Source organism: Mesorhizobium sp. 01N446 (assembly GCF_056399285.1).
Window position 1 is genome coordinate 221,062 of record NZ_JBFTRA010000002.1, and the last position, 19,302, is coordinate 240,363.

The window sequence follows — 19,302 nt, forward strand, 5'->3', positions numbered from 1 at the left end:
TGGGGCGAAGCAAGCGCGCAGCGACTGCGCAGACCCTAGGATCCATTCCGTGACTTACGAGCGCCCCGCCGGTGCAGCATTTGGGAGACTTCGCAGTGAAGACAGAAAGAGGCGACGCTGGTTATGGACCGTCGCGCTCTTCGAATTCCCTCACGGCATGGATCCTGGGGTCTCCGCGACGGAGCTTCGCTCCTGCTTTGCCCCAGGATGACGACACGTCTGTCGCCCCGTGTCGATGACCGCCTACCTCCTCAAGCGCCTCGCCATCTCGCTCGCCACGCTGGTGCTGGCCTCCATCGTGGTGTTCGCGGTGCTGGAAATCCTGCCGGGCGACCCGGCGCGGCTGATGCTGGGCATGAACGCCAGCGCCGACCAGGTCGAGCTGCTGCGCAACCAGATGGGCCTGAACGCGCCCCTCCTCTTGCGCTATTTGCACTGGGCCGGCGGCCTGCTCAGCCTCGATTTCGGCCGGTCCTACACCTATTCGGTGCCAGTCATCGATCTGGTGCGTGAACGGCTGGCCGTCTCACTGCCGCTGGCGTTGATCGCGCTTGCGCTCTCCACGATCATCGCCATTCCGGTCGGCCTGTTTTCCGCCAGCAGGCGCGGCCGGGCAGGCGACACGATTTCCATGGGCGCGGCACAGCTTGGCGTCGCCGTGCCCAATTTCTGGTTTGCGCTGATGCTGATTTATGTCTTCGCCGTCTGGCTGCGGCTGGTGCCGGCCGGCGGCTTTCCCGGCTGGAGCCCCGGCATCTGGCCAGCGCTGAAATCGCTGCTGCTGCCGGCGGTGGCGCTTGCCTTGCCGCAGGCGGCGATCCTGGCGCGCGTCACCCGCTCGGCGCTGATCGAGGTGCTGAACGAGGATTACATCCGCACCGCCCGCGCCAAGGGCCTGCCCTACCGCGCCGTGCTGTGGCGGCACGCGCTGCGCAACGCCATGATCCCGGTGCTGACCATCCTAGGCCTGCAATTCGCCTTCCTGCTTGCCGGCACCATCATCATCGAGAATGTTTTTTACCTCCCCGGCCTTGGCCGGCTGGTGTTCCAGGCGATCACCCAACGCGACCTGATCGTCGTCGAGAGCGTCGTCATGCTGCTGGTCGCCGCCGTCATTGCCGTCAACCTTATCGTCGACCTTTCCTATGCGGTCGTCGATCCGCGCCTGAGAGGCCGGCAATGACCCTGCACATCGACATCCCTGAAGAGACATTGAGTGGGATTCTGGCCAAGGCGTTCCGGAACACCGCTTTCGTCACCGGCTTCGCCATCACCGTGCTGATCCTGGCGATGGCGGTCGTCTCCTATGCCTGGACGCCCTACGATGTGACGAAGCTGGTCATATCAGACAAGACGCAAGGCCCCTCGCTCACGCACTGGTTCGGCACCGACCATTTTGGCCGCGATATCCTGTCGATGATCATGGTCGGCGCCCGCAATTCGATCGCCGTGGCGCTGGTCGCGGTCGGCATCGGCATGGGCGTCGGCGTGCCGCTCGGCGCCTTTGCCGCCGCGCGTGGCGGCCTCGTCGACGAAGCGCTGATGCGCGTCAACGATCTCGTCTTCGCCTTCCCCGCGCTGCTGTCGGCGATCATGATCACCGCCATCTTCGGGCCGGGCGCCGTCAACGCCATCATCGCCATCGGCATCTTCAACATCCCGGTGTTTGCCCGCGTCGCCCGCGCCGGCGCGCTGGCGATCTGGCCGCGCGAATTCATCCTGGCCGCGCGCGCCGCGGGAAAAAGCAGCACGCAGATATCGATCGAACATGTGCTGCCCAACATCGCCACGCTGCTCCTGGTGCAAGGCACAATCCAGTTCGCGCTGGGCATCCTGGCCGAAGCCGGGCTTTCCTATCTCGGCCTCGGCGCGCAGCCGCCAATGCCGAGCTGGGGCCGCATGCTGTTCGACGCGCAGACCCGCATGGTGGTCGCGCCCTGGATGGCGATCTTCCCCGGCATGGCGATCGTCATCACCGTGCTTGGCCTGAATCTCCTGGGCGACGGCATCGCCGACATTCTCGACCCCAAATCGCGGCGGCAGCGATGAGCCTGCTGGAAATCGACAAACTGTCGCTGACCATCGGCGACACGCCGATCCTGAGAGACATGGAGCTCTCCGTCGCGTCAGGCGAAGTGATGGGGCTGGTCGGCGAATCCGGCTCCGGCAAATCGATGACGGCGCTGACGGTGATGCGGCTTCTGCCGCATGCCGCGCGCGCCACCGGGCGCGTCACATTCGACGGCATCGACATCCTCGGAGCAACCGAGGACCAGATGTGCGCACTGCGCGGCGACGACATCGGCATGGTGTTCCAGGAACCGATGACGGCGCTCAACCCGGTCAAGACCATCGGCGAACAGGTCGCCGAAGGCATACGCTGGCACACCAAGGCCACGCGCGCCGCGGCTGAGGAACGGGCGCGCAAAATGCTCGACCGCGTCGGCCTGCCCTCGGCAAAATTCCCGCTGTCGCGCTATCCGCACGAACTGTCGGGTGGCCAGCGCCAGCGCGTCGTCATCGCCATCGCCTGCGCGCTGAAACCGAAGCTCTTGATCGCCGACGAGCCGACGACGGCGCTCGACGTGTTGCTGCAGGCGCAGATCCTCGACCTTCTGCGCGACCTCGTCGCGGAAAGCCGCATGGGCCTGCTCTTGATCTCCCACGATCTCGCCGTGGTGACCGAGATGGCCGATCGCATCACCATCCTGCGGCATGGCGAGGTGATGGAGGCCGGCGACACCGCCCGCACGCTGTCCGAACAGCTCCACCCCTACACGCGGCAGCTGGCGCAGGCCTCGATGCATGTGCCGGCGCGCGCCAGGGCGCACGATGCAAGCCAAAGCAAGCCCCTGCTTCAGGTCGAAAGCGTGACCCGCGACTATCCCGGCCGCCGGAGCTCCCTCTTCAAACGGGCGGCCCCTATCCGCGCCGTCGACGATGTCTCGCTGTCGATGTCGCCGGGCCAATCCGTGGCGCTGGTCGGCCGCTCCGGCTGCGGCAAGTCCACGCTCGCGCGCATGATCCTGGCGCTGGATCGGCCGAGTTCGGGCACGATCCGCTTTCGCGGCGAGACCATCACCGGCAAAAGCGAAGCCGAATTGAAGCCGGCCAGGCGCGACATGCAGGTCGTCTTCCAGGATCCCTACGGCTCTTTCGATCCGCGTCAGCAGGTGGAAAAACTGGTCGCCGAGCCCTTGCACGTGCTGGACAAGAAGCCGACGCGCGGCGAGCGCCGCGAGCTGGTGGCGCATGCGCTGCACGAGGTCGGCCTCGATATCAGAGACATGGACAAGTACCCGCACGAATTTTCCGGCGGCCAGCGCCAGCGCCTGTCGATCGCCCGCGCCATCATCACCAGGCCGAAACTGGTCGTCGCAGACGAGCCGGTTTCGGCGCTCGATGTGTCGATCCGCGCGCAGATCCTCGATCTGTTCGCCGAACTCAACCAGAAACTCGGCATCGCCTATCTCTTCATCACCCACGACCTGACCGTCGCCCGCGCCATATCGGACGAGGTCCTGGTCATGCATGAGGGCAGGATCGTCGAGCGCGGCAAGACGAACGAGGTGCTCGATCATCCGCAATCCGAAGCGGCCAAGGCACTTGTCAGAGCCGCGCCCGATTTGCATCGGGCGATCGCCCGGAAGATGCAGGAGCAAGGGTGAGCGACCGGTTCGCGAAGCGAATCCATCGTGCCAGTGGCACGATGGGAGGTCGCGAACCGTGGAGCTGCCGTAGGCAGCGGGCCCCCGGGCCCGCCCTACTCTTCCGGCTTCACCACATCGACCGGACTGATGTCGAGCAGGTCGAGCGTGCGGCGCAGCAGGCGCACCTCGCTCTCGGCCAGTTGCGAATCCGCCTTGGCGATTTCCGCCATGTGCTGGGCCAGTTGCTTGCGCCGTTCGACATCGAGATCGCGAAACAGCGCGATCGCCTGCGAGCCGTTGGTCTCGTAGCCGAACTCGTTGAGATATTCGATGACGGCGTCGATGCTGGTTTCCTGAATGCCGAAGGCGTCCTTGCAGATGCGCCGGAAGGCAACCATCTCGCTTTCGCTGACCGTCCCGTCAGCCAGGATCATGCGGAACAGCATCAGCAGTTCAGCCGACAGGACCGGATCGTCCGCGACCTTGCGCACGCCCGGATCGCCGTCGAAGATGGAGCGTATCTGGTCCAACAATGCGAATGCCATCGGGGCCTCTTTCCGGGTTAACCAATCCAAGCGCGGCGCGCTTGGATAGAGGTAGCGCGGAATCGGCCTTGCGCAAACAGGGCTGTCGTGATCGAACGCCGTTATCCCGCCGCCCGGACGTCTCCCGCATCAGATGATCGATCTCACCGCCCAGACAATCGCCATGCTCGCCGTCGCCGCCTTTGCCGCGGGCTTTGTCGATTCGATTGCCGGCGGCGGCGGGCTGATCACCATTCCGGCGCTTTTGCTTGCCGGGTTTTCGCCGGTCGAGGCGCTAGGGACCAACAAGCTGCAAGGCATGTTCGGCTCCGGCTCGGCGACCATCCACTACGCCTCCAAGGGCCATGTCGACCTGCGCCAGCAGTTGCCCTCGGCTCTGCTTGCGGCTGCCGGCGGTGTCGTTGGCGCCTTGCTGGCCACCATCGTTCCGGGCGATCTCCTGCGCGCCCTGCTGCCCCTGGTGCTGATCGCCATCGCGCTCTATTTCGCGCTCAAGCCCAACATGAACGATGTCGATCGGGCCGAGCGCCTGTCGCCCTTCCTGTTCGGACTGACCCTGGTACCGGCGATCGGCTTCTATGACGGCCTGTTCGGTCCCGGCGCCGGCTCCTTCTACATGCTGGCCTTCGTCGCCCTCGCCGGCTACGGCGTGCTCAAGGCGACGGCGCACACCAAGCTGCTCAACTTCGCCTCCAACATCGGCGGCTTCATCGTCTTCGCCGCGGTCGGCGTCATCTCCTGGAAGATCGGCCTGATGATGGGCGTCGCCCAGTTCGTCGGCGCCCGCGTCGGCGCCAGCCTCGCCATGCGCATCGGCGCCAGGCTGATCAAGCCACTGCTGGTGATCGTCTGCCTCGCGCTGGCGGTGAAACTGCTGGCCGACCCAGCCAACCCCCTGCGTGTCATGATTGGTGTATGATCACGCGCCTGTTACCATGGCGCTGTTCGAATCATGTTGGAGGAGCCACGCATGAATCTCAGCGCGCCTACCCAGATCGTTTTCATCATTTCCCTCATCATCGCCATCATCGGCATTCTCGCCGCGCTTGGCGTTCTCGCCTTTATCCCGCTCGCATCGGTGTGGATCGTTCTCATTGCCTACATCGTGCTCGCCGCCGGCTGCATGATGCGCGGGGCCTGACAAGTTCCCTTGAAGTGGGGACAGAGAGCGCCCGGCCAAAAGCCGGGCGCTTTTGATTCCGGCGCTCGGCTGATAGGCTCCTCTCGGCGGAAGGATGGCCAATGCCGATCAAGATGCAGTGCCGGAAGGAAGAGGACCGCTCTGTCGCGGGGCGCTTCGAGATGCGCCGGCGCCTTCCCGATCCTGCGCTTGATGGCATCGTGTCAGACATTTGCGGCTATCGCGAAACGGCTGCCGGTCATTTCCGCAATGTTGAATACGCTTCGTTGACCGTTCCGCTCGTCATCAGTTTCGCCGAGCCCTTCGCCATCGGCCTGGGCAAGGCGCCCGGCGACAATGACCGCTTTGCCAGTTTCGCTGCCGGCCTCTTTGCCGGACCGGTGATGATCGAATCCTTCGGTACCGCCTGCTGCGTGCAGATCAACTTCACGCCTCTCGGGGCGCGCCGTTTCTTCCGCCTGCCGATGAGCGAACTGACCGACAGTATGGTCGTCCTCGACGACGTGCTGGGCGCCGAGGGCATGGCGCTGCGCGAACAGCTTGGCAACGCGCCGGACTGGGCGTCGCGTTTCGACCTCGCCGAAACCTTCGTCACCACCCGTCTTGCCAGCGCCGCCGAAACGCCGCTGGAAATCGCCTGGGCCTATGACCGCATCATCGCATCGGGCGGCCGGACCCGCATTGCATCGATCGCCGAAAGACTGGGCTGGAGCCGAAAACATCTCGCCGGCAGCTTTTCCAATGCGATCGGCATCGGCCCCAAGACGCTGTCGCGCATCGTCCGCTTCAACCGGGCGCTCGGCCTGTCGCGGCGACAGACCGTCGATTGGGCCGATATCGCGGCCGATTGCGGTTACGCCGACCAGGCCCATCTGGTGCGCGAATTCCGCGACCTCGCCGGCGAGACGCCGACGGCGCTTGTCGACAGGTAACATTTCTTCAAGACGTTCGAACGGCCTTCGAACAGAGTGGGTTATCGACCAACCCAACGTCAGGAGATCGACATGCCCACCACCACCGAAGCCCCGCGCCTCTACCCTGCCCTGCGCTACAGGAACGCGGCAAAAATGATCGACTGGCTGTGCGAGGCCTTCGGCTTCAGCGTCCGTGCCCGCTATGGCGAAGGCGATGTCGTGCACCATGCCGAACTGGTCTTCGGCGCCTCGATGATCATGCTGGGCAGTGCGCGCGATGACAATTACGGCAAGATGGTCGGCGAACCCGGCACCGGCGGCGGGAAGTCGATCTATGTCGCCGTCGAGGATGCCGATGCCGCCTATGCGAGGGCGAAAAAGGCCGGCGCGACGATCATCCAGGAACTGACCGACCGTGACTATGGCAGCCGCGAATTCATCTGCCGCGATCCGGAAGGCAGTGTCTGGTCTTTTGGGACTTACTGGCCGAAGGCTGCGGAGAAGGGCTGAGTTATGGCGCTGCAGGTTCGGGATTGAGCGAAGCCTCCCCCAACTTCGTCATCCCTGGGCGGAGCAGCCGCGAAGCGGCGTCGCGGAGACCCTGGATCCATTCCGTGACCTCAGTCGTGGAGTGCAGCGGTGCAGAATTCTGCACCGTAGCAACGCTTCCGAGTCCCGGCATGGATTCTAGGGTCTGCGCCGCGTCGCTTCGCTCCTTGCTTCGCCCTAGAATGACGAAGCCAATGTGCGCTTCGGCCATCACCAGCGCCGCGAAATTACCGCGCCAACCCGAAGATCGCGTCACAGTCGAGGTGGCTCTCCAACTCGGCCGCGACGTCGTCCAGCGCCCGTTCGACTTCGGCGCGGTAGTCGATGCCGGCGCCCTTTATGCCGAGACTTTCCAGGAATTTTCCGCGAAACGCGTCGGCGCCGAACAGGCCGTGCATGTAGGTGCCCAAGACCTTGCCATCAGCCGAGATCGCGCCGTCTGCGACGCCATTGATGATCGCCGATGGCCGCATCGTGTCGGGGCCGGTGGTGCGGCCGAGATGGATTTCGTAGCCTTCGAGCGGCAGATCGAATTGCACCGAGCGGGCGCTGACATTGCGCACCGTCTTCTCCGGCTCCATCACCGTTTCAATATCGAGCAGACCGAGCCCTTTGGCGTCGGTGACGCTGCCTTCAATGCCGTCGGGATCGCGCACGCTGCGCCCAAGCATCTGATAGCCGCCGCAAATGCCGACGACATGGCCGCCGCGCTTGCGATGCGCGGCAATATCCCGGTCCCAGCCATTCTCGCGGAATCTCAGGAGATCGCCGATGGTCGACTTCGAACCTGGAATGACCACCAGCCCGGCATCGGCGGGCAGCGGCTTCCCAGGCGGCACGAACACGACCTCGACCTGGGGTTCGGCCTTGAGTGGATCGAGATCGTCGAAATTAGCGATGCGGCCAAGCATCGGCACCGCCACCTTCAGCGCGCGCGCCGCGCCGGACACCAGCCGTTCCAGCACCACGGAATCCTCCGAAGGCAGCCGGGCAGCAGCCTTCAGCCACGGCACGACGCCAAAGCAGCGCCATCCCGTGAATTTTTCGATTGCTTTGATACCATCGCCGAACAGCGAGACGTCGCCGCGGAACTTGTTGATGAGGTAGCCAACGATCATGCGCCGGTCTTCTTCCGGCAGGATCAGATGCGTGCCGGCGACGGAAGCGATGACGCCGCCACGATCGATGTCGCCGACCAGCACCACCGGCACATCAGCACGCGTGGCAAAACCCATATTGGCGATGTCGCGGCTTCTGAGGTTGATTTCAGCCGGCGAGCCGGCGCCCTCGACGATCACCAGATCGGCGCCCTCGCCGACCTTGCCCCAGGAATCCAGCACGGCGTCCATCAGCCGGCCCTTCAGCGCCTGGTAGTCGCGCGCCCGTGCCTCGCCGAACACCTTGCCCTGGACGATGACCTGCGCGCCGACATCGGTCTGCGGCTTGAGCAGCACCGGATTCATGTGCACCGATGGCGCGACGCCGCAAGCGATCGCCTGCAGCCACTGCGCGCGGCCGATCTCGCCGCCGCCACTTTTGTTGTCGCCGGGAATGTCGGCAACGGCGGCGTTGTTCGACATGTTCTGCGGCTTGAACGGCCGCACCTTGAGGCCGCGCTTCTTCGCGGCGCGGCACAGGCCGGCAACCAGAACCGTCTTGCCGACATCCGAACCCGTGCCTTGCAGCATGATCGCTTTGGCCATCAGCTTCGGCCCTGCGTCGCGGTTCTGGTGATCGTCGATTTCTGCGCCAGCGGCCCGCCGCGCCAGATGTAGAGCGCCAGGAGCGGCTCGTTGCCGGTTCGCATGGCGTGGTTGACATTCGAGGCGTGGTGGACGACCTCGCCAGCCTCCCGCTTGCGAAAACCGCCCTCGCCCATGCGCCATTCCGTGCCGCCGGTCAGCGGAATGTAGATTTCCTCGGCGACATGGTGGTGGTCGGGATAGACGATCCCGGGCCCGAGAATCAGCAGGCCGGCGGCCACCTCGTCATTGGCGAAATGGCCACGCGTGCCGAACACTTCCAGCCAGCCATAATTGTCGATGAAAGCCTTGCCGAAATCGGCCTCGGTGTACGTCTGCCCCCAGCGCAATCCATTTCGATGCTCTACCAGCCACTGCACCAGCGGTTGCGCAGCTATCGACGCCAGGTCCGCCGCGCGATCGAGATGGCGCAGGCAGCCGAGCGGATACGGCGCCAACGGGCGTGCCGGCATGTCCCAGCCGATGCGGGCCACGGCGTCGCGCACCAGCGCGTCGTCCACGCAAGTGAGATAAGCGTGGAATCGCCCCAGCAGTTCATCGAATTTTGTCGTCACATCTCGCTCCGGACATGCATTGGTGCACAGCCGCTCCTCAGCGGGTCGGGTTGCGCGGCGGCATCATTGGTCTAGATTGATGCGCGCGCAAAGCCAAAAACGACAGGCCAGCGGGCTAGCTGGCATATAGGGAGAGAACGCCATGGACGCCGCGGTCGATGCGAGCACCAGCCAGTTCGAACTCAACGAGGAACAGCGCGCCATCCAGGAGATGGCGCAGGCCTTCGCCGCCGACCGCGTCGCGCCGAACGCGCTCGACTGGGACCGCAGGAAGCATTTCCCGGCCGACGTGATCCGCGAGACCGGGCCGCTCGGCCTCGGCGGCATCTATGTCAGGGACGATGTCGGCGGCTCCGCGCTCGGCCGGCTCGACGCCGTGCTGATCTTCGAGGCGCTGTCGCATGCCGATCCGGGCTTTTCGTCTTTCATCTCGATCCACAACATGGTGGCCTCGATGATCGACCGCTTCGGCAATGAGGAACAGCGCCAGCGCTTCCTGCCGAAGCTCACCTCCATGGAATGGCTGGCCAGCTACTGCCTGACCGAGCCGGGCTCCGGCTCGGATGCCGCGGCGCTGAAGACACGCGCGGTGAAGAGCGGCGGCGATTATGTGCTCAACGGCGCCAAACAATTCATCTCGGGCGCCGGCGACAGCGATGTCTATGCCGTGATGGTGCGCACCGGCGCCGACGGGCCGAAGGGCATTTCCACCATCGTCGTGCCGAAAGACGCGCCCGGCCTTTCCTTCGGCGCCAACGAGCACAAGATGGGCTGGCATATGCAGTCGACGCGCCAGGTCATCTTCGAGGACTGCAAGGTGCCGGCGGAAAACCTCTTGTCGGGTGAAGGCGCCGGTTTCGGCATCGCCATGGCTGGGCTTGATGGCGGCCGGCTGAACATCGCTGCCTGTTCGCTGGGCGGCGCCCAGTCGGCGCTCGACAAGGCGCTGTCCTACACCGCCGAGCGCAAGGCCTTCGGCTCGAAGATCAACCAGTTCCAGGCGCTGCAGTTCAGGCTGGCCGACATGGAGACCGAGTTGCAGGCGTCGCGCATCTTCCTCTATGCCGCCGCCTCAAAGCTCGACCGCAAGGCGCCGGACGCCGGCAAATGGTCCGCCATGGCCAAGCGTTTCGTCACCGACACCGGCTTCAACGTCGCCAACAATGCGCTGCAACTGCTCGGCGGCTATGGCTACCTGCATGATTACGGCATCGAGAAACTGGTGCGCGATCTCAGGGTGCACCAGATCCTCGAAGGCACCAACGAGATCATGCGCGTCATCATCGCGCGGGCGCTGATTGGCCGCTGAAGCCAGCAAGAATTTGGGAGAGAGACAATGACGACGATCGCCTTCATCGGCCTTGGCAATATGGGCAATCCGATGGCTGCCAATCTGGTCAAGGCGGGCCATACGGTGCATGGTTTCGACCTCGTGCCGGAGAATCTCACCGTTGCACGCGACCACGGCATCGTCGTCATGGCCAATGCACCTGCCGCAGTGAAGGACGCGGACGTGGTGATCACCATGCTGCCCGCCGGCAAGCACGTGCTGTCAGTCTATGAGGACATCGCGCCCAAGGCCAAAAAAGGCGCGCTGTTCATCGATTCCTCGACGATCGACGTCGAGTCGGCGCGCAAGGCGCATGCGATTGCCGCCAAACACGGCCTGCTCTCCATCGATGCACCGGTCTCGGGCGGCACCGGCGGTGCCGCGGCCGGCACCCTGACCTTCATGGCCGGCGGCGCCAACGACGCCTTCGCCGCCGCCGAGCCGGTCCTGAAGCCGATGGCCGGGCGCATCGTGCATTGCGGCGGCGACGGCGCCGGCCAGGCGGCAAAGATCTGCAACAACATGATCCTCGGCATTTCGATGATCGGCGTTGCCGAGGCCTTCGTGCTGGCGGAAAAACTCGGCCTGTCGCATCAGGCGTTGTTCGACGTCGCCTCGACTTCTTCGGGCCAATGCTGGTCCTTGACCACCTATTGCCCGGTGCCCGGCCCGGTGCCGACCTCGCCCGCCAACAGGGATTACAGACCGGGCTTTGCCGCCGCCCTTATGCTGAAAGACCTGAAATTGTCCCAGGAAGCAGCCCAGGGCGCGGGCGCCGTGACCCCACTTGGCGCCGAGGCGGCGCAGCTCTATGCCCTGTTCAACGCCCAGGGGCATGGCGGCGCCGATTTCTCCGGCATAATTAATTTTCTCAGGGGTAACCCAGCGTAATCCACGGATTTCATAGGTTTTTTCCGGATCTGCCCGGCAGAAGAACCGTAAATTTAGATTTGCTTAAGCTCTCGATAACTCTGCGGTAACGATGTCCCTATAAAACGGACAGCGAGGCGGACATATCGCATCCGCCCGGCGCTCCGGATCAGGTCTCGCGTACCGGAGCCCTTAAGTTTCGACAAGTGCCCATAAGTTTCGCAAATTGTTTGAGTAGCGAAACGCCATGCGTATCTGGCAAAGCCGCGTTCCCGATGGAGCGCGGTTTTTGCATTTCTGCCGTGCCCGCTCCAGGCCCATGTCTATATTCCGATCGCCGCGTTCGGGATTGGCACGTGATCTTCGTTGGTCAGCACGATCGGCGCGTCCACCCCATCCACCCTGACCACGAGCAGGCGGATGCTCCAAATGCCGGCATTGCGGACCAGATGGGAAAACACGGTGGCTTTGCCCTTGGCGCCGTGGACGGGAATGCTGAACTGGGCGTCGCCGGTGCCATTGGCGCTGACGTTGAGATGGCCGCCGACCCAGAACTTGTCGGTCACGTCGTCTCCAATGGCAGCCTTCACGCGGGTGTCGGAACGCACGGCGTCCATGGTCATGTGGTAGGCATCACTGCCTTTGAACATGAAGGGGATGCTGCCGACTGCTGTCGCACAGCCCCCGATGCTGAGCACCCAGACGGCAAGGCCGGCGATTGCCCAGTTGCGCTGCGTCTTACGGAACTGCTCCGCGTCACGCCAGGCCCGGTTCTGCCAGGCCCAGCGGCTGCCGCGTGCGCCGAGCACGAAGATCATGACGAGGTTGACGACCGGGATCAGGGCCAACAGCGCGATGAACGTGCTGTTGCCGATGCCCCAGATCCAGTTGAGGAAAAACGCGCCCCAGTTCCAGCGATCGAGCTCGGCCGGAATTTCTGCCGGCTGGTTGAGCGGTTGTCCGGCCATCATGTCCCCCATCGGTGCGTATACCGATTGGTTCTAGCCCATGATCTCGCCGCTGAGCAAAATCAAAGTTCCGCAGGGCCTATTTCAAGCCTTTGACGAAAGCCGGCGAAAATTCGCCTTCACCGCGCGGCTGGCCGGCTTTAGCGCGGCGCTGATCGACCGTTCTGCCGCGACACCATTGAACAGTGACGGTGTGCGGCCGGAAAGGAGTTCTGGCCAGAACCGCGAAGCCGACTGCAGGAACGACATTTGCGCCGCGAACGCGCCCTCGGCGATTGCCGCGGTCTTCTCGTTCACCGCACGCACGGTTTCGGTCCCCCAGGGCTGGCTACTGCCGGCATCCATCGCCATCAAAGGCAGACGCATCATCGCCACCATCGGCGCGAGCATCAGGTCAGCGCCGATGCCGGCCGCTTCATGCGCGCGTCGGCTCTTGCCGGGTTTTCTCATGGAAATGAACCCCTTGTCGCAGCCGGATGGCGGCTGCCCCACACACTACGCGCGGAGGATGAAGTTTGTTCCCATCGCGGCAGTATGTTTGTCGAGGCCGGGCGTTCCCTCCAGGCCACACCCGGCCGAGGTTCGCCTTATCGCTTGCGCAGATCGGCCTGCGCCAGATCCAGCGCCTTGCCGATACGCTCGCAGGCCATGTCGATCGTATCGCGGGTCCAGATCAGCGGCGGCGACAGGATCATCGTGTCGCCGGTGGCGCGCAGCATCATGCCGTTGGCGATGGCATGGTCGCGCACCGTCACCGCCGCACTTCCCGATGGCAGGAAGCGTTCCTTGGTCGCCTTGTCCTTGACGATCTCGATCGCGCCCATCAACCCGATCGAACGCACCTCGCCGACCAGCTCATGCCCGGCGATGCGCTCCTGCAAGGCCTTGGCGAAATAAGGCCCGGTGTCGTTCCTGACGCGGTCGACCAGGCCTTCCTGCTCGATGATCTCCAGGTTCTTCAAGGCGACGGCACAAGCCACCGGATGCCCGGAATAGGTGTAGCCGTGGTTGAACTCGCCACCCTTCTCGACCAGCGTCGAGGTGATGCGGTCGCCGACCAGCAGTGCCGACAGCGGCTGGTAGCCCGAGGTCAGCGCCTTGGCCGTGGTGATGGTATCGGGCTCGATGCCGAAGGTCTGCGCGGCGAACCATTCGCCGGTGCGGCCATAGCCGGTGATGACCTCGTCCAGCATCAAAAGTACATTGTATTTGCGGCAAATGCGCTGCACTTCGGGCCAGTAGCTCGCCGGCGGGATCTTGACGCCGCCCGCGCCCATCACAGGCTCGCCGATGAAGGCCGCGACCTTGTCGGCGCCGGCCTCGAGGATGGCATCCTCGACCGACTTGGCCGCGCGCAGGCCGAAATCATGGTCGCTCTCGCCGGGCAGCGCCAGCTCATAGGCATAGGGCATCATCACATGGACGATGTTGGGCACTGCGCCATTGAGCTGCTTGTGCATGGCGTCCATGCCGCCGAGCGACGTGCCGGCGATGGTCGAGCCGTGATAGGCCATCTTGCGCGAGATGATGCGGTTCTTCTCCGGCTTGCCCTCGATCACCCAGTAGTGGCGGACAAGACGCAATGCCGTGTCGTTGGCCTCCGAGCCGGAGGAGCCGTAGAAAACCTGGTTGACGTTCTTCGGCGCGATCTCGGCCAGCTTCTTGGACAACAGCACCGGCGTCGGCGTCGAGCATTTGAAGAAGGAATTGTAGTAAGGCAGTTCCTTCATCTGGGCGTAGGCGGCCTCGGCCAGTTCGTCGCGGCCATAGCCGATGTTGACGCACCACAGGCCGGCCATGCCGTCGAGCAGCTCTGCCCCTTCGGAATCGTAGATGAACGGGCCCTTGGCGTGGGTGATGATGCGCGAACCCGCCTCGCGCAATTCCTTGTGGTCGGTGAAGGGATGGAGATGATGCGCGGCGTCGATCTGCTGAAGCTGCTTCAGCGAATAATTCTGATAGGTCATGTCTGGATCTTTCCTCTGGATTCAAGCCGGCAGGAGCCGGGGCGAATGCATCAGAGGCTGGCAGGCGGTGAATAACCGATGCGGGCGCACAGCCGCAAAAGCTCCGCGCGCAGCGTGCGCGGCGACGGTGTCACCGCGACCCCGAACGTGCAGACAAAGGTCATAGCAGGAGCCATGCAGGGCACCTTAGAGCAAAGGCTGGCCAAGGTGAACCACCCTTTGCCTGGCCCATGACAGAATCCTTCTAGGCCTTGGCGCCTAGCGCCCGCTGCAGGAAGACATATTTCATCGCCGTCTGCGCCGCCTGCGGCCGGCGGTCGCCGCGTCCGCCATGGCCGCCTTCGGTTTCCTCGAAGAACAATGTCCTGGCATGGCCGGCCTCCTGCAGGCGCGCGGCCATCTTGCGCGCATGGCCGGGATGGACGCGATCATCGGCGGTCGAGGTCGTCAGCAGCACCGGCGGATAGGCGCTATCCGCCTTGACGTGCTGGTAGGGCGAATAGGCGGACAGCCATTTCGCGTCTTCCGGCTGCGACGGATCGCCATATTCGGCCATCCACGAGGCGCCGGGCGGCAATTCGGTGTAGCGCAGCATGTCGAGCAGCGGCACCTCGATGATGACGGCGCCGAACAGCTCCGGGCGCTGTGTCAGCGAAGCGCCAGTCAGCAGGCCGCCATTCGAGCCGCCCTGGATGCCGAGTGAGCTTGCCGTCGCGATGCCGCGCCTGACGACGTCCTCGGCCACCGCGGCGAAATCGTCAAAACCATTCTGGCGATTGCCTTTCAGCGCCGCCTGGTGCCAGGCTGGCCCGAACTCGCCGCCGCCACGGATGCAGGCCTGCACATAGGCATTGCCCTTCTCCAGCCACAGCCTGCCGCGCACGCCGGCATAGCCGGGCAAGAGCGGCACTTCGAACCCGCCATAGCCGTAGAGCAGCGTCGGCACCGGCCCCTTCTGCTCGCGCCGTCTGACGACGAAATACGGGATCATCGTGCCGTCCTTCGAGCGCGCTTCGAACTGCTCCGAGATCAGCGGCGCGGCATCGAAGCGCGCCGGCTGCGACTTCACCGTCTCCAGCGTCTCGCCATCATCATCCGACCAGATGATCGAGCTCGGCGTCAGGAAATCGGTGAAGGAGAAGGAAACGCTCGAGCCGAAATGCTCGGCATGGCTGATGCCGACAGTGCCGTTCTCAGGCAGCGCGACGGGTTTCAGCGACCAGGCGCCATCCCTGCGCTCGCAGACGAGGACCTTGCCGCGCACATTATCCATCAGGCTGATGAACAGCCGGTCCTGCGTACGGGCAATGCCGGCGATCGAGACGCGATAGGCCGGCGCCAGCAAGGTTTCGATGGCGCCGAAACTGCCGGTTTCGATCCAGTGCGCGAAGTCGAGCGAATAGAGCCCGTCCGGCTGGCACACCGTGCCGTCCGGCGCCGTCCATGGCGTGCGCACCCCGAACACCAGCTGGTCCTTGAAAAGCGATGTGTCGGTGGCGTCATCGGGCAGCGGAATGCGCCGGTTTTCGCCGGATGGGAGATGCAGGAAGCTGTGCGATGCGAAGAAATTGATCGCCCGCGCCAGAAACACGTGGCGCTTGTCGCCGTCGAACTCGACGCCGGCTCCCGCCGCGAGGTCGTCTTTCTGCGCCTCGAAGATCGGCTTCGCTTCTTCCAGTGCCGTGCCGCGCTTCCAGAGCTTGACCACGCGCGGATAGCCGGACTCGGTCTTGTCAGCGTCCTCGAAGGCCGCCGAGACGATGACCGTGTCCTTGTCCAGCCAGCCAAAACCCGACTTCGAAGCCGGCGCGCTGAATCCACCCTCGACAAACGACCTGGTTTCGATGTCGAACTCGCGCATCTCGCTGGCGTCGCCGCCATCGGGCGACATCGACAGCAGGCAGCGGCTGAAATCCGGATAGAGCCGGCTGGCGCCGCTGAATACCCATTTTATCCCCTCCTTCGCCGCAAGCTGGTCGAAGTCGATGATCATTTCCCAGACCGGCTTCTCGGTCTTGTAGGAAGCGACCGTCGTGCGGCGCCACAGGCCGAGCGCATTGGTCTTGTCCTGCCAGAAATTATAGACATGGCCGGCGATTGCCGCGCCGACGGCGATGTTGTCCTCGGCCGTCATCAGGTCGAGCGCCGTCTGGAACGACGCCTCATAGGACGGATCGCCCTGCAATTGGCCTGTCGTGATTTCGTTCTGGCCGTGCACCCAGTCGAGAGACTGTTTGCTGGTCCTGTCCTCCAGCCAGAGGAACGGATCAGCGGCGCCGGCTTCTGGCTTGGCGATGGGCTTGGTCATGGAATCTCCAATAGGCATGCTTCGGCACGCAACATCGACATGCCGTGTCCGATATTCAATAGCCGCCACATCTCTGCAGAGGATTCAGGCCTTCGCGCGACCGGCGATGCTCGCGACCGCCAGTGCCAGGCACATCAGGCCAAGCGTGATCGGCAGGCCTCTTGCGCCCAGCAAGTCCATGGCGGTGCCGGCCAGGGGCGGCACGGCAATGCCGCCGACGCCCCACATCAGCGAAAAGGCGGCATTGCCGGCGACCAGCGTCGAGCCGGTGAAGCGCTCGCCGAGCTCGATGATCGACATCGTGTAGATGCCGTAGGATACCGCGCCCCAGACGAAGATCATCGGCCAGATCAGTGGCGTTTCGATGAGAAAAGGCAGCAGCAGGCATCCGAGCACAGTCAGGCAGACACAGGCAAGCCGCACCAGACGTGCCGTCAGCCTCTCCGCCAGCAGGCCGAGCGGCACCTGCATGGCGATGTTGCCGGCGATCATCATCGAGAGCAGCGCCGACATGCGGACTTCCGCAATGCCATAATGGGTGCCGTAGACCGGCAGAAGCGCCAGCGCTCCCTGCTCGAAACCAGCGGCCACGATGACCGCGAACAGAAGCAGCCACGCCATCGGCACGAAGCCCAGAACGGAAACCCGATGCCCGGCCTCGTCCACCTTCGGCAGGCGCGGCAGCACCGAGGCCAGGCAGATGCCGCACAGCACGAAGGCGCAGATGCCGACGAGGAAGGGCGCCCACCCCTGCGTGCCGACGGCAAGCAGGCAGAGCGGGCCGGCCGCGAATCCGGCCGAGATGATCGTCGAGTAGACGCCCATGATGCGGCCGCGCCGGGCCGGTGGCGCCAGTGCGATCACCCAGATTTCGCTCAACACATAGAGCGGGTTGGTCACCACGCCGATCAGGAAGCGCAGTGGAAACCAGAGATAGACATTCTGCGTCCAGCCGATCAGCGCCAGCACGATGGCCGAGAGCGCGGCGCAGGTGAGCGCGGTGCGCCCTGCCCCGAACCGCCGCGCCAGCCCCGGGATCAGCGGCGACGAGACGATGAAGCCGATCGGCGTCATAGCCGCCGACAGGCCTATCATCGCCGGGGAGACGCCCTGGCGTTGCAGGATGAAGCTCAACAGCGGATAGGACAGCCCCTGTGCGATGGCGAACACCGAGACCGTCGCGATCACGCCGGTGATCGCCGCCCATTGCATTGCTTCGCCAGTTTCCGAATCCGTCGCGGCCATGGTCCTACCGTTGGTGCCCGGCAGGATTAGCGGTTCGGCCAAACAGCGGTAAGCCCCGCCGGCGAAAAGCGCTTGCTCCAGCCATATCCATGTCAGGAAGCCCGGCGTTGCGAAGAGCGGTACAGAGCGAAGACGACCAGAATCGCATCGAGACCGGCGATCACCACGGGCAGGCCCAGCGGGCCGATGCCTTGCATCAAGAGGCCGGCGCCTGGCGGGCCGACAATGCCGCCAACGCCCCACAGCAAGGCGAAGGCCGCGTTGCCGGTGACGAGCAGCGTGCCTTTGAAGCGGCTGCCGAGTTCGACCAGCGCCATCGTATAGACGCCGTAGCCGACCGCGCCCATCACCAGCAGCACGCCCCATATCAGCGGCGTGGTGATCAGCAGCGGCAGCAGCGCCGCGCAAACCATTGTCGCGACCGCGCAGGCCACGATCATCGGGCGGCCGCAGAAGCGCTCCGCCAGCAGGCCAAGCGGAATCTGCAGCAGGATGTTGCCCAGCGACAGCGCCATCACCAGTGCGGCGAGCACGGCTTCCGGCAGGCCGTAGCCGGCGCCGAAGACCGGGACCAGTGCATAGGTGCTTTGCTGGACGGCGGCCGAGACCAGCACGGCCAGCAACAGCGCCGGCGCCAGCCGGGCAAAGCCGACAAAACTGCCGGCGGGCTGGCCGTCATCCTCGAACCCCGCAAGCTTCGAGGAGACAAGGCGCAGAATGACCGCGCAAAGCACGAAGCCGCCGATGCCGACGCTGAAGGGCGCCCAGCCCGACGTGCCGACGAAGGTCAAGGTGAAGGGTCCGGCCGCATAGCCGGCACCCATCAGCGTGTTAAACACGCCCATCACCCGGCCCCGCCGCGAAGGCGGCGCCAGCGACAGCGCCCAGACCTCGCCGAGGATATAGAGCGGGTTGATGACGACGCCGATGACGAAGCGGATGACGTACCAGGCCACCCAGTTCTGCAGATAGCCGATCGCCAGAAAGCACAGCGCACCGATCAGCGAGCATCCGACCGCCAGGTTGCGCGCGCCGACCAGCCGCACCGCCGCCGGCACGAACGAGGCCGACAGGATCAGCCCGAGCGGCATCATCGCCGCCGACAGGCCGATCAGCCCGGGCGACATGCCCTGCTTCTGCATCAGCAGCGTGAACAGCGGCGAACTCAGCCCTTGCGCGGCGCCGAACATGGCAAGTGCCGCGGTGACGCCGGCGAGCGCTGCCCACTGCGTTCCCGCTTCGCCTTCGCTCGAGCCGGTTGCCACCATTGCGTCATTCCAGGTGAGGTGCCGGCTGACCTTCCCGCCGGCAAGCGTCACTAGCTACGGGTTCAATCCCGGGAAAGAAAGGGCCGGCAAGCGAAATCCGCTTGCGCCAACACCACGGTGATCAGGTGATGTCGCGGCCACGCGGCTGCCGTTCCGGCATGTCGCTTCCCTCGCCCTAGTGGTCGCCGCCTCCGCAATGGCCGGCGGGCCGCCGGTCCATTATGCCGCCC

The 19,302-nt window shown here is 64.6% G+C and carries 19 protein-coding genes; 9 read left to right on the top strand and 10 right to left on the bottom strand.

Annotation, left to right across the window (positions count from 1 at the left end):
• Positions 1 to 235: 235 nt before the first annotated feature.
• From AC1DPX_RS09375 to AC1DPX_RS09385, 3 genes are read left to right on the top strand one after another with little or no spacing between them, the layout of a single operon-like run.
• A complete protein-coding gene (locus AC1DPX_RS09375; RefSeq protein ID WP_477236098.1) occupies positions 236 to 1,183 on the top strand; it encodes an ABC transporter permease in 948 nt (315 codons plus the stop codon).
• Positions 1,180 to 2,049: an ABC transporter permease gene (locus tag AC1DPX_RS09380; protein ID WP_477236100.1), complete on the top strand. Its 870-nt coding sequence runs from the start codon at positions 1,180 to 1,182 to the stop codon at positions 2,047 to 2,049. The genes AC1DPX_RS09375 and AC1DPX_RS09380 overlap by 4 nt, the downstream gene beginning before the upstream one ends.
• Complete coding sequence (locus tag AC1DPX_RS09385; RefSeq protein ID WP_477236102.1) at positions 2,046 to 3,668, top strand: ABC transporter ATP-binding protein; 1,623 nt, start codon at positions 2,046 to 2,048, stop codon at positions 3,666 to 3,668. The genes AC1DPX_RS09380 and AC1DPX_RS09385 overlap by 4 nt, the downstream gene beginning before the upstream one ends.
• A 95-nt stretch (positions 3,669 to 3,763) precedes the next feature.
• Here AC1DPX_RS09385 and AC1DPX_RS09390 read toward each other — a convergent pair whose 3' ends face one another.
• Positions 3,764 to 4,195 carry a TerB family tellurite resistance protein gene (locus AC1DPX_RS09390; protein ID WP_027046940.1) on the bottom strand — a complete coding sequence of 144 codons (432 nt, stop codon included), beginning with the start codon at positions 4,193 to 4,195 and terminating at the stop codon, positions 3,764 to 3,766.
• A gap of 133 nt (positions 4,196 to 4,328) precedes the next feature.
• Here AC1DPX_RS09390 and AC1DPX_RS09395 point away from each other — a divergent pair, with 133 nt between their 5' ends.
• The 4 genes from AC1DPX_RS09395 to AC1DPX_RS09410 all read left to right on the top strand — a co-directional run bounded on the left by AC1DPX_RS09395 (position 4,329) and on the right by AC1DPX_RS09410 (position 6,760).
• Complete coding sequence (locus AC1DPX_RS09395; RefSeq protein WP_477236104.1) at positions 4,329 to 5,114, top strand: TSUP family transporter; 786 nt, start codon at positions 4,329 to 4,331, stop codon at positions 5,112 to 5,114.
• 51 nt (positions 5,115 to 5,165) lie between these two features.
• A complete protein-coding gene (locus AC1DPX_RS09400) occupies positions 5,166 to 5,336 on the top strand; it encodes a hypothetical protein (RefSeq protein ID WP_202353998.1) in 171 nt (56 codons plus the stop codon).
• A 101-nt stretch (positions 5,337 to 5,437) separates the two neighbouring features.
• The gene (locus AC1DPX_RS09405; protein WP_477236106.1) at positions 5,438 to 6,268 is read left to right on the top strand and encodes a helix-turn-helix domain-containing protein; all 831 of its coding nucleotides are present in this window, start codon (positions 5,438 to 5,440) and stop codon (positions 6,266 to 6,268) included.
• A gap of 72 nt (positions 6,269 to 6,340) precedes the next feature.
• Entirely contained in the window at positions 6,341 to 6,760 is a 420-nt protein-coding gene (locus AC1DPX_RS09410) for a VOC family protein (protein WP_477236108.1), read from the top strand.
• Positions 6,761 to 7,026: 266 nt separating this feature from the next.
• Here the strand turns inward: AC1DPX_RS09410 and AC1DPX_RS09415 are convergent, their stop codons facing one another.
• Positions 7,027 to 8,502, bottom strand: coding sequence for a cobyric acid synthase (locus AC1DPX_RS09415; RefSeq protein ID WP_477236110.1), 1,476 nt, complete (start codon positions 8,500 to 8,502; stop codon positions 7,027 to 7,029).
• Positions 8,502 to 9,116 carry a dimethylsulfonioproprionate lyase family protein gene (locus AC1DPX_RS09420; protein ID WP_477236112.1) on the bottom strand — a complete coding sequence of 205 codons (615 nt, stop codon included), beginning with the start codon at positions 9,114 to 9,116 and terminating at the stop codon, positions 8,502 to 8,504. The genes AC1DPX_RS09415 and AC1DPX_RS09420 overlap by 1 nt, the downstream gene beginning before the upstream one ends.
• A gap of 142 nt (positions 9,117 to 9,258) precedes the next feature.
• Between AC1DPX_RS09420 and AC1DPX_RS09425 the strand changes: the two genes are divergently transcribed.
• Positions 9,259 to 10,425 carry an isobutyryl-CoA dehydrogenase gene (locus AC1DPX_RS09425; protein WP_477236114.1) on the top strand — a complete coding sequence of 389 codons (1,167 nt, stop codon included), beginning with the start codon at positions 9,259 to 9,261 and terminating at the stop codon, positions 10,423 to 10,425.
• 27 nt (positions 10,426 to 10,452) lie between these two features.
• Complete coding sequence (gene mmsB, locus AC1DPX_RS09430) at positions 10,453 to 11,337, top strand: 3-hydroxyisobutyrate dehydrogenase (protein ID WP_477236116.1); 885 nt, start codon at positions 10,453 to 10,455, stop codon at positions 11,335 to 11,337.
• A 302-nt stretch (positions 11,338 to 11,639) separates the two neighbouring features.
• Here mmsB and AC1DPX_RS09435 read toward each other — a convergent pair whose 3' ends face one another.
• The 7 genes from AC1DPX_RS09435 to AC1DPX_RS09465 all read right to left on the bottom strand — a co-directional run bounded on the left by AC1DPX_RS09435 (position 11,640) and on the right by AC1DPX_RS09465 (position 19,072).
• Complete coding sequence (locus AC1DPX_RS09435; RefSeq protein ID WP_202353991.1) at positions 11,640 to 12,284, bottom strand: cytochrome c oxidase assembly factor Coa1 family protein; 645 nt, start codon at positions 12,282 to 12,284, stop codon at positions 11,640 to 11,642.
• A gap of 84 nt (positions 12,285 to 12,368) precedes the next feature.
• Entirely contained in the window at positions 12,369 to 12,674 is a 306-nt protein-coding gene (locus AC1DPX_RS09440) for a hypothetical protein (protein ID WP_477236118.1), read from the bottom strand.
• Positions 12,675 to 12,871: 197 nt separating this feature from the next.
• The gene (locus AC1DPX_RS09445; RefSeq protein WP_477236120.1) at positions 12,872 to 14,251 is read right to left on the bottom strand and encodes an aspartate aminotransferase family protein; all 1,380 of its coding nucleotides are present in this window, start codon (positions 14,249 to 14,251) and stop codon (positions 12,872 to 12,874) included.
• Between the two features lie 50 nt (positions 14,252 to 14,301).
• Positions 14,302 to 14,427, bottom strand: a complete 126-nt coding sequence (locus tag AC1DPX_RS09450) for a capsid protein (protein ID WP_081293941.1) — start codon at positions 14,425 to 14,427, stop codon at positions 14,302 to 14,304.
• 68 nt (positions 14,428 to 14,495) lie between these two features.
• Complete coding sequence (locus AC1DPX_RS09455) at positions 14,496 to 16,559, bottom strand: prolyl oligopeptidase family serine peptidase (RefSeq protein WP_477236122.1); 2,064 nt, start codon at positions 16,557 to 16,559, stop codon at positions 14,496 to 14,498.
• Between the two features lie 84 nt (positions 16,560 to 16,643).
• On the bottom strand, positions 16,644 to 17,804 hold the full coding sequence (locus AC1DPX_RS09460) for an MFS transporter (protein ID WP_477236124.1): 1,161 nt from the start codon (positions 17,802 to 17,804) through the stop codon (positions 16,644 to 16,646).
• Positions 17,805 to 17,896: 92 nt separating this feature from the next.
• On the bottom strand, positions 17,897 to 19,072 hold the full coding sequence (locus tag AC1DPX_RS09465) for an MFS transporter (RefSeq protein WP_477236126.1): 1,176 nt from the start codon (positions 19,070 to 19,072) through the stop codon (positions 17,897 to 17,899).
• Positions 19,073 to 19,302: the final 230 nt, after the last annotated feature.

Excerpts from the sequence above, each read along its gene's own strand:
- AC1DPX_RS09380 (WP_477236100.1), top strand. The coding sequence starts at position 1,180 with ATGACCCTGCACATCGACATCCCTGAAGAGACATTGAGTGGGATTCTG.
- AC1DPX_RS09400 (WP_202353998.1), top strand. The coding sequence starts at position 5,166 with ATGAATCTCAGCGCGCCTACCCAGATCGTTTTCATCATTTCCCTCATC.
- AC1DPX_RS09415 (WP_477236110.1), bottom strand. The coding sequence starts at position 8,502 with ATGGCCAAAGCGATCATGCTGCAAGGCACGGGTTCGGATGTCGGCAAG.
- AC1DPX_RS09435 (WP_202353991.1), bottom strand. The coding sequence starts at position 12,284 with ATGGCCGGACAACCGCTCAACCAGCCGGCAGAAATTCCGGCCGAGCTC.
- AC1DPX_RS09395 (WP_477236104.1), top strand. The coding sequence starts at position 4,329 with ATGATCGATCTCACCGCCCAGACAATCGCCATGCTCGCCGTCGCCGCC.
- AC1DPX_RS09440 (WP_477236118.1), bottom strand. The coding sequence starts at position 12,674 with ATGCTCGCGCCGATGGTGGCGATGATGCGTCTGCCTTTGATGGCGATG.
- AC1DPX_RS09460 (WP_477236124.1), bottom strand. The coding sequence starts at position 17,804 with ATGGCCGCGACGGATTCGGAAACTGGCGAAGCAATGCAATGGGCGGCG.
- AC1DPX_RS09375 (WP_477236098.1), top strand. The coding sequence starts at position 236 with ATGACCGCCTACCTCCTCAAGCGCCTCGCCATCTCGCTCGCCACGCTG.
- AC1DPX_RS09445 (WP_477236120.1), bottom strand. The coding sequence starts at position 14,251 with ATGACCTATCAGAATTATTCGCTGAAGCAGCTTCAGCAGATCGACGCC.
- AC1DPX_RS09385 (WP_477236102.1), top strand. The coding sequence starts at position 2,046 with ATGAGCCTGCTGGAAATCGACAAACTGTCGCTGACCATCGGCGACACG.
- AC1DPX_RS09425 (WP_477236114.1), top strand. The coding sequence starts at position 9,259 with ATGGACGCCGCGGTCGATGCGAGCACCAGCCAGTTCGAACTCAACGAG.
- mmsB (WP_477236116.1), top strand. The coding sequence starts at position 10,453 with ATGACGACGATCGCCTTCATCGGCCTTGGCAATATGGGCAATCCGATG.
- AC1DPX_RS09405 (WP_477236106.1), top strand. The coding sequence starts at position 5,438 with ATGCCGATCAAGATGCAGTGCCGGAAGGAAGAGGACCGCTCTGTCGCG.
- AC1DPX_RS09390 (WP_027046940.1), bottom strand. The coding sequence starts at position 4,195 with ATGGCATTCGCATTGTTGGACCAGATACGCTCCATCTTCGACGGCGAT.
- AC1DPX_RS09410 (WP_477236108.1), top strand. The coding sequence starts at position 6,341 with ATGCCCACCACCACCGAAGCCCCGCGCCTCTACCCTGCCCTGCGCTAC.
- AC1DPX_RS09465 (WP_477236126.1), bottom strand. The coding sequence starts at position 19,072 with ATGGTGGCAACCGGCTCGAGCGAAGGCGAAGCGGGAACGCAGTGGGCA.
- AC1DPX_RS09455 (WP_477236122.1), bottom strand. The coding sequence starts at position 16,559 with ATGACCAAGCCCATCGCCAAGCCAGAAGCCGGCGCCGCTGATCCGTTC.
- AC1DPX_RS09450 (WP_081293941.1), bottom strand. The coding sequence starts at position 14,427 with ATGGCTCCTGCTATGACCTTTGTCTGCACGTTCGGGGTCGCGGTGACA.